This is a genomic window from Rothia sp. HMSC062H08 (assembly GCF_001810775.1).
In the GTDB taxonomy this organism is placed as follows: domain Bacteria; phylum Actinomycetota; class Actinomycetes; order Actinomycetales; family Micrococcaceae; genus Rothia.
Genome location: NZ_KV802668.1, coordinates 285,329 through 298,382, shown reverse-complemented (window position 1 = coordinate 298,382; position 13,054 = coordinate 285,329). Strand labels below are relative to the sequence as shown.

The window sequence follows — 13,054 nt, the reverse complement described above, 5'->3', positions numbered from 1 at the left end:
GGGTTACTTGGTGGCGTTGACGGCTGCGTCTGCGTCCAGGGGTGCCAGGCCGGAGGCGGTCAGCACGGCGCGCAACGGGGCGGCGGACTTGTTGACGGTTTCGAGGGTTTCGGAGTCCGGGTTGGAGTCCATGACGAGGCCCGCACCTGCCTGTACGTAGGCGGTGCCTTCCTTGAGTACGGCGGTGCGGATGGCGATTGCCATGTCCATGTTGCCGGCGAAGTCGAAGTAGCCACATACGCCGCCGTAGACGCCGCGGCGGGTGGGTTCGTATTCGTCGATGAGCTGCATGGCGCGCGGCTTGGGGGCACCGGAGAGGGTGCCTGCCGGGAAGGCGACGCGCAGCACGTCGTAGGCGCTGAACTGCGGGTCGAGTTCGGCGCTGACGGCGGAGGAAATGTGCATGATGTGGCTGAATCGCTCAATAATCATGAACTGGTCGACGGATACGGTTCCGGGCTTGGCGATGCGCGAGAGGTCGTTGCGTGCCAGGTCGACGAGCATGAGGTGTTCGGAGCGTTCCTTCTGGTCGGCGAGCAGTTCCTCGGCGAGTGCGAGGTCTTCTTCGCGGGTTGCGCCGCGCGGGCGGGAACCGGCGATGGGGTGGGTGCTGGCGATTCCGTCCTTGAGGGTGACGAGCGCCTCCGGGGAGGAGCCGACAATGTGGAAGGGGGTGCCGTTGCTGTCTTCGAAGTTGAAGAGGTACATGTACGGCGAGGGGTTGGACTGGCGCAGTACACGGTACACGTCGAGTGCCTTGGCGTTGGTTTCGGCTTCGAATCGGCGTGAGAGCACGATTTGGAAGACGTCGCCGTCGATGATGTTCTTCTTGGAGCGGTCGATGGCGTCCTTGAAACCCTGTTCGCTCCAGGTGAGGGTGACGTCTTCGCGGACCTTACGGTCAACGTCTGCCACGCCGGAGAGAGTGGAGGTGGTTGCGGTGGCGCCGCGCTGCAGGCGGCGGAGCATGCTGTGCAGGCGCGCGACGGCGTCTTCGTAGGCGCCGTCGACGTTTTCGCTGGTGCCGTTGAAGTTGATGGCGTTGGCGACGAGCAGGACGGTGCCGTCCTTGTTGTCGTGGATTGCCATGTCGGAGACCATGTTGAGCGCGAATTCGGGCAGGTTCACGTCGTCGGCGGGCGGGAAGGGCAGGTGTTCCCAGTGGCGTACGACGTCCCAGCCGAGGTAGCCGACCAGGCCGGAGGTGAGCGGCGGCAGGGTCGGGTCGGGTTCCGTGTAGAGCATCTGCAGGGTCTTTGCGATGGCTTCTACGGGGTCGCCGTCGACGGGTGCGCCGGCGGGGGTGCGTCCCTGCCAGTGGACTGCGCCGTCAACGGTGGTGAGGGTCGAGCGGGAGGATGCGCCGATGAAGGAGTAGCGGTCCCAGGCTGCGGATTCGCCTTCTGCGGAGATTTTGGCGGATTCGAGCAGGAAGGTGCCGTGGGCTGCTTCGACGGGTTCGCCCTGGTCGTTTTGGAGTACGAGGGATCGGTAGATGCCGATGGGGGTGAGTGAGTCGGCGAGGATTTTGATGTGTACGGGAATGACGCGGGTGCCGGCTGCGCGGGCGCGGAATTCTTCGAGGCTGGGGGTGATGGTGCCCAAATCCTGCATTGCTGTACTCCTTGGTGTTGGGTTGGACCTGCCGTTGCGTGACATGACAGTCGTGACATGACAGTGTGGGCATGCCAGCTTAGGGCATGTCGGCGCGGGTGTTGAGCCTAGTCAGCAAGGTATGCCGAGCCGGAGGTTAGCGCGTCAGTGCGCTGTCACCTCATGGCGTTCTGGCGCTGGGGCTCGGCACACTGTGACTCGATGTAGCTCTAGTGCCGCGCGTTGTTTCAGTTTAACCGGTGCTGCGACCCAGTTCCACGGTGAAGATCCAATAGTTCTCTTCGTGGAACTGAGCCGCGTACCGTTCAGCCGTGTTAGTTGCTGAACTGCTTGAGGGTTGCTGCGGTCTGCAGTGCCGCTGCGGTCGCCTCGTAGCCCTTGTCTTCGTTGGAGCCTTCCAGGCCTGCACGGTCGAGTGCCTGCTGCTCGTTGTCGCAGGTGAGCACGCCGAAGCCGATGGGGCGGCCGGTCAGCACGGACACGTCGGTCAGGCCGTTGGTTGCGCCCTGGCAGACGTAGTCGAAGTGGGGGGTGCCGCCGCGGATGACCACGCCGAGCGCGACGATTGCGTCGAACTTCTCAGCGAGGCGGGTTGCTGCGACGGGCAGTTCGAAGGTGCCGGGAACGCGCACGAGGGTCGGCTCGATGCCTGCGTCGCGTGCTGCGCGCTGCGCACCGTCGATGAGGCCGTCCATGACCTGGGTGTGCCAGCTTGCCGCTACGATTGCGAGCTTGAAGCCCTTGTAGTCTTCGGGGTTGAGGGTGGTGTCTGCTGCGCCTACGCCGCTCATAGTGTTCTCCTTGTGGGTTTTTGGTTTTTGAAAAATTAGGGGTTTGCAGGGGTGCCGCTACGCGCTTTTGAGCACGTGGCGCATGCGCTCACGCTTGGTCTGCAGGTAGTGTGCGTTCTCGACTCGGGCGGGAATTTCGTCCGGGATGAGTTCGGTGACCTGCAGGCCGAGGCTTTCGAGCGCCTCCTGCTTGGCGGGGTTGTTGGTCACGAGCCTCAGCTCGTTCACACCGAGTTCCTGCAGGATCAGTGCCGCCTGCGAGTAGTCGCGCATGTCGCCGTCCAGGCCGAGCGCCAGGTTCGCGTCGAGGGTGTCGAGCCCGGCATCCTGCAGCGCGTAGGCGCGGAGCTTGTTGACCAGGCCGATGCCGCGTCCTTCGTGGTTGCGCACGTAGATGAGGTACCCGCCGGTGCGGCCAATGATGCGCAGGCCGTTCTCCAGCTGGGGGCCGCAATCGCATCGGAAGGAACCGAAGATATCGCCGGTGGCGCATTCGGAGTGGATGCGTACCGCGGGCGCTCCCCCGTCCTCGGCGGGTACGGGGGTGCCGTCACGGTCGAGGGCGCGGGCGCTGATGTGCTCGGCGCCGTCCGCAAATCGCCAGGCACGCAATCCGAACAGGCCCTGCGGGGTGGGTACGGCGACCTCTTCGGTGCTTTCGACCAGCAGCGGGCTGGGGTTGGGCACCATGTCGAGGGGGCTGACTCGGTAGCCTTCAGCGAGCTGGGAGGCGATGCGCAGGGATTCGGCGCTGAGCTCTTCAGCCTGCGCCTCAACCGACTCGACCAAGGTGTCCGCTGAGGGGGTGCCCGGCTCTGCCAAGGTGACAGCCGCGGGGGTGCTCAGCTCTGCGGGGGTGCCCGGCGTTGCTTGGGTGTTAGGGGTTTCGCTCATGCGTTCTCCTACGCCTTAGCTACGTACTTGATGAGGTCTTCGATAGAGATCATGGGCAGGTTGTGCTCGGTGGCGAAGGCGCGCAGTGCGTCGAAACGCATCATGGAGCCGTCGTCGTGCACGACCTCGGCGATAACGCCCACGCCGGACAGGCCCGCCGCGAGGGAGAGTTCCACTGCGGCTTCGGTGTGGCCGGGGCGTTCCGCCACGCCGCCGTCAACGGCGCGCAGCGGGAAGATGTGGCCGGGGCGGGTGATGTCCGCCGGGGTCGAGGATGCATCCGCGAGGATCTGCACGGTGCGTGCGCGGTCCGCTGCGGAGATACCGGTGCTCACGCCGGATGCCGCATCGCAGGAGACGGTGTATGCGGTGCCCTTGGGGTCTTCGTTGTTGGTGACCATGGGCGGCAGGTTCATCTCGTCGGCACGCTTGTTGCTCAGGGGTGCGCAGACCACGCCGGAGGTGTAGCGGATCATGAAGCCCATCAGCTCGGGGGTTGCGTGCTCGGCGGCGAAGATGATGTCGCCTTCGTTTTCGCGGTCTTCGTCGTCAACAACGACCACGGCGCGACCTGCGGCGATAGCGTCCACTGCGGTCTGCACGCTGTCGAGGACGCTTGCGGCGTCGGCGCGACGCGGCGCAACCTGCTCACCGGAGTGCGCAGAGTCAGCCTGGGGCACGCCTGCGAACGCGGTCAGACGCTGCACGTACTTAGCGAGCGCATCGGCCTCAAGGTTCACGCTGTCGCCAACCTTGAGGGCGCCGAGGTTGGTTGCCTTCAGGGTTTCGGGAATCAGGCCGACCTCGAACCATGCGGGGGTTTCGCCGGGCTCAGAAACGGCGGTAACGGTCAGGGACACGCCAGAAACAGCGATGGAGCCCTTCTCAGCGAGCAGGGGTGCCAGTTCGGTGGGCAGGTTGAAACGCAGGGTGCTCCACGCCTCGTGCGCGGTGACGGATGCGAGGGTACCGACCGCATCCACGTGGCCCTGCACGACGTGACCGTCGAGGCGGCCACCGGCGGGCAGGCAGCGTTCCAGGTTGACGGTGTCGCCGGGGTTCAGGTTGCCGAGGTTGGTGCGGCGCAGAGTCTCACCCATCGCGTAGGCGCGGAACTGGCCGGGCTGCAGCTGGTCGAGGTCGATAGCAGTGAGGCATACACCGTTGACGGCGAGGGAGCCACCGTGTTCGAGGTCGGCGACGATGTCTCCGGCGTTGAGGGTCAGGTAGGCTGCGTCGCTACCTTCGATGGGGGTGATGGATTCTACGGTGCCGAGGGCGCCAATGATTCCGGTAAACATGTATGCTTTCCTTTTCTCGCCGTGTCCGCCGGGGCGTCGTCGTTGAGGGCGACGGGCGGCGATGGTTTGTTCGTCGGTATAACTATACGTATTTTTCGAATATTCCCCGTGACGGGGAGCTTTTGTGCCAGCATACGAACCAGCCGGCACAAACTAGCCGGGCGCCGGCGGGGGTTCCTTGAGGTACTACTCCCCCGCCCGCGCTCAACCCAAGCGGAGGCTAGTCCAGCCGCGACTAGTCCAGCCTCGGCTAATCTAATCTCGGTTCGGGCGCGTGGCAGGCGTCCAGCTTCGGCAGGGTACGCCGCTCACCCGGTTCCTGCGCCGTTCCGCGAGGTGCCGGCACCAGGTGCGTTGCGGTGTCATTGCCGAGCACGCGCACCGCCGGGAACATGCCCAGATCGTCCAGTTGCAGGCGCGGCGCCTGCGCGAGGGTGTCCACGAGCAGACGGTACACGGCACTCTTGCCCTGCCCCATGATCATGGGGGCGCGGTACCAGACCATCTCGTCGATGAAGTCTTCACCGGCGAAGAGGCCGACCATGCCGGGGCCGCCCTCAATCATGAGGTGCCGCACCCCGCGGGCGTACAGCTCATCGAGCAGTTCGCGCGGGTCGTGGGTGAAGACCTGCAGGAAGTTCTGCGGATCCGCCTCCACACCTTCGGGCGGGTTGAGGCCGCGCACGCGGTAGTTCTCGGTAATCTCGGTTTTGCCCATGACCACGCGCAGCGGCTGCTTCTCGAAGCGTTCACCGTTGGCGTCGCGCGCGTCCAGGGTCGGGTCGTCCATGAGGGTGGTGCGGGTGCCAATCATGACGGCGTCGGCGCGGTGACGAATCAGGTGCCCGTCAACGCGCGCGGCGGGGCCGGTAATCCACTTGCTCGTGCCATCAGCAGCCGCAATGAACCCGTCCAGGGTGGAGGCGCTCTTTGCGGTAATGAAGGGGCGGCGTTCGGCGGCGGCAATGAACCAGCGCTCGTTCAGCAGGTAGGATGCGTTCGCGAACTCCTCCATGGCGTGCACGGTGACGCCCTGCGAGCGCAGGTAGGCGGCGCCTCCGGCTGCGTTTTCGGTGTCGTCGCTGTAGGCGTAGTAGAGTTCGCTAATGCCCGCCTCGGCGACGGCGTGGGAGCAGGGGCCGGTGCGTCCGGTGTGGTTGCAGGGCTCGAGGCTCACGTACATGCGGGCGCCGGTGAGGTCGGTTCCCGCGGCTCGGGCGGCGGCGAGGGCGTCTGCTTCGGCGTGCGGGGTGCCTGCGCCTCGGTGGTAGCCCACGTGCAGCAGGTGCCCGTGCGCGTCAGTGATGACGGCGCCGACGAGGGGATTCGCGCCGCGAATACCCTGGCGTGCCGCCTGCAGTGCCAGGGTCATGGCTTCTGCGTGGCTGAGCTCCTGCTCGGGGCTGGGCAGCTGGAGGGTGCGTGCGGCGGGCAGCCCGGCGAGGTGGCCGTACTCCGCGGCAGAATAGTCCACATCGTTGCGCGGCGAAGATACGCTCGGGGTGACGGTTACGGGCAGGTGCGCGCTCGCCAGCACCTGCTGCGAGGGGTTCTGCGGCATTTATGCACGGCCCTTCTGCACGTCGGTTACTTCAACGGTCACGTCGGGGAACTGGGTCTGTACCTGGGTCTTCTGCGCCTCCAGGTTGCGGGTGCGCCACCAGACGAAGAAACCAACCAGGGTGAAGCACCCGTAGAACACGTACATGAAGGAGGTCGCGTAGTAGCCTGCACTCCACAGCAGCGGCACGCCGACCAGGTCGACGGCAACCCAGATGAGCCAGAATTCAACCCAGCCGCGCGCCATGCCGTAGGTGGCGAGCAGCGAGCCGGTGAAGATCCAGGCGTCGGACCAGACGGGTTCGTAGGAGCCGAGGGCGCGGAAGATGGGGGTGAGTAGCAGGGTGCCTGCGACCATGGCGACAACCAGGCCTGCGCGTTCGGTGTTGGTAGCCCACTTGGGGATCACCGCGGCACCTTCGGAGGCGTCACCACCGGCGGCGCGGGTTGCACGCCAACGATGCCAGCCCCAGATGGACACGGCAATAAACATGATCTGGCGGCCTGCCTGGCCGAGCATGGTGACGGGGTGCGGGCTGCCGACGAGGGCGCCCAGGAAGACGGTGAGGAGCAGCAGGTTGCCGAGAATGCCGACGGGCCACGCCCATACTTTGCGTCGCATTCCGCCGAGCGCCGATGCCAGGCCGAATGCGTTTCCGAGAACTTCGCGCACGAGGAGGGACTGATCCCCCACGTGAATTTGTGCGTCGAAGAGCCACCGCAAGATGTCCATTGTTTCTTTCCTCTCTGAGTTGGACCGTGTGTCGGATGCGCTGGGTGCGCATCTGCGGCGGCTCCGGGGAGAGGAACAGAAAAGGGCGGCTACCGCGGGCATCTTAAGGGTGCCCGGTATCCGTGGTGAGGCGGGAGCGGCGAATCAGCTAACCGTAGCTGAAAACCGTGGCTGGCACCAGCCGGCTGCGGTCGAGGGGAATAACGTACCGGCACCTACGAAAGGTGCCTCTCCCCTGTCTCACAGAAAGCTGTCTCTCAGAAAACCGCTGTGCTCTCGAGTAACAGCTTTTTCGAGCAACAGTTTTCTCAAGCAACCGCGTCAGTGCACCCTGCATGCTATCCCGGTTTTCGGGAGGTGCGGCGGAGTGCGCTCCTGCCTTTTTCTGCTCGTGCTACCTTCCATCCAGACTGTACTGTCGGCACCGGATTTTCACCGGTTCGGCCTCTCTTGCGGGCGGGTGCCTCCAGCGGATTCTTATCCCCGACTGTGGGGCGTGGAATCATGTGAGTTTCACCTGCCTGCGAGAGCGGTTCGCGGGCTGTGACCGCCGGTTCGGAATTTCACCGACCCCGGAGCACGATGTTGATACTGATTATGCCACAGCGCATGCCGGGGTTTTAATTTGTTTTCTCTGGGATAACTTCCGTGACAAGATGACGTTTTATGACTGTACTCTCAGCGCGTCTTCAAGACCCTCTCAACAAGCCCTCGCGGCAGTCACTTGCGGGACCGTTTTGGAACCCGATTCTTCAAGTTTTCGGGGATGATTTATCACGGTTTCATAACGGTGGAGAGCACCAAACAGACCAAAGAGTTATGAGGACCTTCTGAGGGGTTACCCAGAACACATTGAACACCCGTCAATACCTTTATGACAAGGAATTATAACAATAAGGTTAAATTATTGGTTTAAGGTTTACTCCAGGGGTGATTTAAGGTTATTCTTATCTACAGGAGCTCCCATCACCGATAAACCGGTTCCGTTGAGAGCGACATGATTCGGACCATCCGAGCACTCACATCAAACCCTTAAGCTTCTGCCATTTGAAGCTGGAAGACTACTCCGTGGACTGCATTCTTTGGATAGTTTTCGACGCAGCATCTGCGCGCACTAAACTGCGCGGTTTATGCGGCACACGATGCTGAGGTGCTTCACCATCGGGAGGCAACCACACCGAATTGTTTTTCTCAACGGAACCGGCGTGGGAGCTCTTCCGAATAAACTTCCGGAAGAACGCGTAGCGTGCGCCTTTGTAAACCTTTACGAGGGGGCGTTGTGCGTGTCGAACGGTCATAGACTCCCATTCTTCTGTCGTCGCCTACCGTGGTGCGCGATGGGGGTTACGGGAACCTTGCGGGATGGTTGATCCCGCGCGCTCTGCATTGTCTTGTGGAGTGTGGTGTGTTTGGGTGGCGTATTCGCAGTGCCGGAGCGAATACGCCACCCGTTTTTAACATCTAAAACAGGGGCACCCCAGACTGAGGCAAGCTAGCCTGAGAAGGAAACCCCGCACCAAGCCACCCATATTCCCTACCCCAAGGGATTGGCGCGTTACCTCTGAATCCCAACCACAGACCAACCCCTATATAAACCCCACCGAGGGGTAGGCGACCTAGAGGGCGTACCGGACACGCGAGGCGGGGGCTCCGTCCTCGAAGCGCCCCCAGGCGCTGAAGAGGGGGCACTCCCCCGCGAGCGTGAACCGGTACAACCTCTCCAAACAACTAACCCACGGAAGCCACACTCCCCCGCGAGCGGCGTCCGGTATGCCACTCTCTCGTAAACGCATTCAGAAAACGTAACGCTCCCCCAGCTACACACGGTAGTTGAGGGAGCGTTATATCTATATAAGGCTAGAAGCCCTGAGGGATTAGCCCTCTACGGAGCGGAATGCTACAACCGCGTTGTGACCGCCGAAACCGAAGGAGTTCGACAGTGCCACAATCTCACCAGCGGGCAGCTCGCGCGCCTCGGTCACCACGTCCAGGTCAATCTGGGGGTCCTTGTTGTCCAGGTTGATGGTGCAGGGTGCGGTGCGGTGGTGCAGCGCCAGTACGGTCAGCACTGCCTCGAGGGCACCCGCGCCGCCGAGCAGGTGGCCGGTCATGGACTTGGTTGCGGAGACGGCAATGTTCTTGGTGTGCTCGCCGAAGGTTTCGTGCATTGCGGTTGCTTCGGGCAAGTCACCGGCGGGGGTGCTAGTGGCGTGCGCGTTGATGTGCACGACGGTCTTCGGGTCGATGTTGCCGTCTTCGAGGGCTTCGCGCAGTGCGCGGGTTGCGCCGAGTGCTGCGGGGTCCGGTGCGGTGATGTGGTAGGAGTCGGCGGATACGCCGGTGCCTGCCAGTTCCGCGTAGACGCGTGCGCCGCGTGCCTTGGCGTGCTCTTCGGATTCGAGGATGAGGGCTGCTGCGCCTTCACCCATGACGAAGCCGTCGCGGTCGACGTCGTAGGGGCGGGATGCCTTTTCGGGTTCGTCGTTGCGGGAGGAGAGTGCCTGCATCTTGGCGAATGCTGCCATGGGAAGCGGGTGGATTGCTGCTTCGGCACCGCCGACGATGACGACATCTGCCTTACCGCTGCGGATCATTTCAGCACCGAGCTGCATGGCTTCGGTGGAGGATGCACATGCGGAGACGACGGTCTGTGCTGCGGCGCGTGCCTTGAGGTTCATGGAGACGGCTGCTGCGTTGCCGTTGGGCATGAGCATGGGAACGGTCATGGGGAGGACGCGGCGGGGGCCCTTTTCGCGGAGGGTGTCCCATGCGTCGAGGAGGGTCCACACGCCACCGATGCCGGTGCCGAAGGCTACGCCGGTGCGTTCGGGGTCGACTTCTTCCGCGGATTCGGCGTCGGGGCCGGAGAATCCTGCGTCTTCCCATGCTTCGCGTGCGGCGATGAGGGCGAGCTGGCCCGAGGGGTCCAGGCGCTTTGCTTCTACCTTGGTGAGGCGTCCGGAGTCGAGGGCGGGCACAGCGAGCTGGCCTGCAATGTATACGGGCAGGTCGTATTCCTTGACCCAGGGGTAATCAAGGGTGGATACACCAGATACGCCCTTGGTTGCGTTTGCCCAGGTGGTGGGGACGTCGCCGCCAATGGGGGTGGTCGCGCCGAGGCCGGTCACCAGCACTTTTCGAGACATTGTGGCACTTTCTCTTCGGTGGTCGATTTGGTGGTTTATCCGGTGGTGTGTGGATAAAAACCTGTAGGGCCCGGGGGTATGCGGTGTGTATTCCGCGCGGGGTCCACGCTACGGGGTCCGCGCTGTGCTCCCGGGGGTATGTTGGGTTGATACTGAGTGAATAGCGATGCGGCGCGGGCCGGTGAGAGCCCGCGCCGCCTCGTTATTGGTTATAGCTTAGGCAGCGTTCGCGATGAACTCGACTGCGTCGCCAACGGTCTTGAGGTTCTTGACCTCTTCGTCCGGGATGGTCACCTCGAACTTCTCCTCAGCGTTCACGACGATGGTCATCATCGAGATGGAGTCGATGTCCAGGTCCTCGGTGAAGGACTTGTCCAGCTGAACGTCCTCAACCTCAACGCCGGTCTCTTCGTTAACGATTTCTGCCAGACCTGCGAGGATCTCTTCCTTGTTAGCCATTCAGGGGCTCCTTTGTTGTTCGATGGTCATCGCACCCACCGAGCGGGGTACGCGTGCATTACCGAGTTTATCGTGTCTGCGTGGTGTACGCATGCGGCAACTCGGAGTTTAGGGGATGCTTTCCCGCTTTATTTTCTTTCTCGTGTACCGGCACTGTGCCGGTCGTGAGGGGCGGTGAGCATCGGGCTCTGGTGGTTTTCCTTAGGGAAGGACGACTACCTGAGCTGCGAATGCCAGGCCGGCACCGAAGCCGATCTGCAGGGCGAACTTGCCGGAGAGTTCCGGGTTCTCCTTGAGCAGGCGGTGTGCGGCGAGGGGAACCGATGCGGCGGAGGTGTTACCGGCATCAACGATGTCGCGTGCCACTGCCACCGTGTCGGGAAGTTTGAGGGTCTTGACCATCTGGTCAATGATGCGGGCGTTTGCCTGGTGCGGGATGAGTGCGCCGAGCTCGTCGGGGGTGATGCCGGCAGTTTCGAGTGCCTGCTTGGCGACCTTTGCCATTTCCCATACTGCCCAGCGGAAGACGGAGGGGCCGTCCTGGCGCAGGGTGGGCCAAATCTTTTCGCCTTCCTGCACGGGGTTTGCTACGAAGTCGCGGTTGCGGATATCCAACAGGGAGTGAGTCATACCCACAGTACCCCAACGGGAGCCGTCCGAACCCCATACGGTCGGGGCGATGCCGGGTTCGTCGGAGACGCCTACGACTGCTGCGCCTGCGCCGTCGCCGAGCAGGAAGGAGATGGTGCGTTCGGTGTTGTCGATGAAGTCGGAGAGCTTCTCAACGCCGATGACCAGCACGTGCTTTGCGGTGCCGGCGCGGACGAGGGCGTCTGCCTGGGCGATGCCGTAGCAGAAACCTGCACACGCTGCGGAGATGTCGTATGCGGGGCATTTGGAGCCGATTGCGTCGGCGACCAGGGTTGCCAGGGAGGGGGTTGCGTAGGGGTGCGAGATGGTCGAGATGATGACCGCCTCAATGTCCTCACCGGTTACACCGGATGCTTCGAGGGCGTCCTTGGCGGCACCGATAGCGAGGTCGGTTACCGACTGGTTTTCGCTGGCGCGGTGACGAGTTGCGATGCCGGTGCGCTGCTTGATCCACTCGTCGGAGGAGTCGATTGCCTCAACGATGTCGTCGTTGGGGACGATGACCTCACCGCGGGCTGCGCCGTAACCGAGGATGCGGGAGTAGCGGTTGATTTCGTACTGCTTGAGGGTAGTCACGTATTCAATCCTTAGTGCTGATGCTCGCAAGGCAGTGTGTGCCTCGCATGTCTAAAGTGCATGTCTAGTGTGAAGGGTTCCTAGCGCGGGGAGGGCTGGGTGCTCTCCCCCCGGCGTTTAGCCCTTCAGCGAGGCGAGGTCCTCGGGAGTGTTGATGGAGGTGCCGGGCACGCCGCGCATCGCGCGCTTTGCCAGGCCGACCAGGGTGCCTGCGGGGGCGACCTCGATAATGCCGGCAACTTCACGCTCAAGCAGGGTTGCCATGCACAGGTCCCAGCGGACGGGGCTGGTGACCTGGGAGACGAGGGTCTTGACGAACTCTTCACCGGATGCCACGGCGGAACCGTCGCGGTTGGTCAGCAGTGCGGAGGTCGGGTCGGAGACCTGCAGGGATGCGGCGAACTCTTCCAGGGCGGGCACGGCGGGTGCCATTGCCTCGGTGTGGAATGCGCCAGCGACCTTCAGGGGGATGACGCGAGCGCGTGCGGGCGGGTTCGCGGCGAATGCCTCGATGGCGGGAATGGGGCCTGCGGCTACGATCTGGCCGCCGCCGTTGGAGTTTGCCGCGACGAGGCCTGCTGCGTCGATGGCTTCGCGGACGTTTTCTTCAACGCCGCCGAGTACTGCAGCCATGCCGGTCGGGGAGGCGGCTGCCGCCTCCGCCATGCCGTTGGCGCGCACGCGTACGAAACGCATTGCGTCTTCGTCGCTGAGTACGCCCGCGAGGGCTGCTGCGGTGATTTCGCCGACGGAGTGGCCCGCGAAGATGAGCTCTTCACCGTCGAGTTCGCGCAGGGCGAGGCGGCCGGTGACGATGCCTGCAGCCACGATGAGGGGCTGGGCGATTGCGGTGTCCTTGATGGTTTCTTCTTCGGCTTCGGTGCCGTAGTGAATCAGGTCGATGCCTGCCGCTTCGGAGAGTCGTTCCAGGTGCTCACGCACACCTTCAATCTCGAGCCAGGGGCTCAGGAAGCCCTTCTTCTGGGAGCCCTGTCCGGGGCAAACGAGTGCGCGCATGCGGTGCGACCTTTCTGGTTTTTAGTACTCGTACGCGGTGCCGTTATAGAGACGGAGACCACGGTTAGTCTGTTACCTATGCTACCTTGTTCAGCCGCCCTGTATAAACATCACTGTGCAGAAACTTTGGGCTGCACTGGGAACCTAGACAGAGAGGTTGAACAGTGTATAGCTTAGATTGAACTCACCCATTCGTACAACCCGGACGGGCAAGGTTCAAATAGAGAGACATTAGCGGCGGCGTTCAGAGTACCCTTCAAAGCGCTACCCAGAGCTCTATTTACGGCACAGTCCAGCAAAGCGCAGGCCGGA

At 63.1% G+C, this 13,054-nt stretch carries 10 protein-coding genes and 1 riboswitch; all 10 genes read right to left on the bottom strand.

Annotated features, from left to right (window positions below; translation table 11 throughout):
- Positions 1–3: 3 nt before the first annotated feature.
- The 10 genes from HMPREF2765_RS06315 to HMPREF2765_RS06270 all read right to left on the bottom strand — a co-directional run bounded on the left by HMPREF2765_RS06315 (position 4) and on the right by HMPREF2765_RS06270 (position 12,742).
- Positions 4–1,614, bottom strand: a complete 1,611-nt coding sequence (locus HMPREF2765_RS06315) for an anthranilate synthase component I (protein WP_049353150.1) — start codon at positions 1,612–1,614, stop codon at positions 4–6.
- 314 nt (positions 1,615–1,928) lie between these two features.
- Complete coding sequence (gene ribH, locus HMPREF2765_RS06310; RefSeq protein ID WP_005506244.1) at positions 1,929–2,405, bottom strand: 6,7-dimethyl-8-ribityllumazine synthase; 477 nt, start codon at positions 2,403–2,405, stop codon at positions 1,929–1,931.
- A 57-nt stretch (positions 2,406–2,462) separates the two neighbouring features.
- Positions 2,463–3,299, bottom strand: a complete 837-nt coding sequence (locus HMPREF2765_RS06305; protein WP_141749094.1) for a GTP cyclohydrolase II — start codon at positions 3,297–3,299, stop codon at positions 2,463–2,465.
- An 8-nt stretch (positions 3,300–3,307) separates the two neighbouring features.
- Positions 3,308–4,600 carry a 3,4-dihydroxy-2-butanone-4-phosphate synthase gene (ribB, locus tag HMPREF2765_RS06300; RefSeq protein ID WP_049353151.1) on the bottom strand — a complete coding sequence of 431 codons (1,293 nt, stop codon included), beginning with the start codon at positions 4,598–4,600 and terminating at the stop codon, positions 3,308–3,310.
- Positions 4,601–4,850: 250 nt separating this feature from the next.
- On the bottom strand, positions 4,851–6,161 hold the full coding sequence (ribD, locus tag HMPREF2765_RS06295) for a bifunctional diaminohydroxyphosphoribosylaminopyrimidine deaminase/5-amino-6-(5-phosphoribosylamino)uracil reductase RibD (RefSeq protein ID WP_070604743.1): 1,311 nt from the start codon (positions 6,159–6,161) through the stop codon (positions 4,851–4,853).
- A complete protein-coding gene (pnuC, locus tag HMPREF2765_RS06290; protein ID WP_049337701.1) occupies positions 6,162–6,893 on the bottom strand; it encodes a nicotinamide riboside transporter PnuC in 732 nt (243 codons plus the stop codon).
- A 387-nt stretch (positions 6,894–7,280) separates the two neighbouring features.
- A riboswitch (FMN riboswitch) is annotated at positions 7,281–7,478 on the bottom strand.
- A 1,289-nt stretch (positions 7,479–8,767) separates the two neighbouring features.
- Positions 8,768–10,039: a beta-ketoacyl-ACP synthase II gene (gene fabF / locus HMPREF2765_RS06285; protein ID WP_049347216.1), complete on the bottom strand. Its 1,272-nt coding sequence runs from the start codon at positions 10,037–10,039 to the stop codon at positions 8,768–8,770.
- A gap of 216 nt (positions 10,040–10,255) precedes the next feature.
- Positions 10,256–10,498, bottom strand: coding sequence for an acyl carrier protein (locus HMPREF2765_RS06280; protein WP_005507475.1), 243 nt, complete (start codon positions 10,496–10,498; stop codon positions 10,256–10,258).
- A gap of 201 nt (positions 10,499–10,699) precedes the next feature.
- The gene (locus HMPREF2765_RS06275; RefSeq protein WP_049347218.1) at positions 10,700–11,725 is read right to left on the bottom strand and encodes a beta-ketoacyl-ACP synthase III; all 1,026 of its coding nucleotides are present in this window, start codon (positions 11,723–11,725) and stop codon (positions 10,700–10,702) included.
- 117 nt (positions 11,726–11,842) lie between these two features.
- The gene (locus tag HMPREF2765_RS06270; protein ID WP_005507477.1) at positions 11,843–12,742 is read right to left on the bottom strand and encodes an ACP S-malonyltransferase; all 900 of its coding nucleotides are present in this window, start codon (positions 12,740–12,742) and stop codon (positions 11,843–11,845) included.
- Between the last annotated feature and the right edge of the window lie 312 nt (positions 12,743–13,054).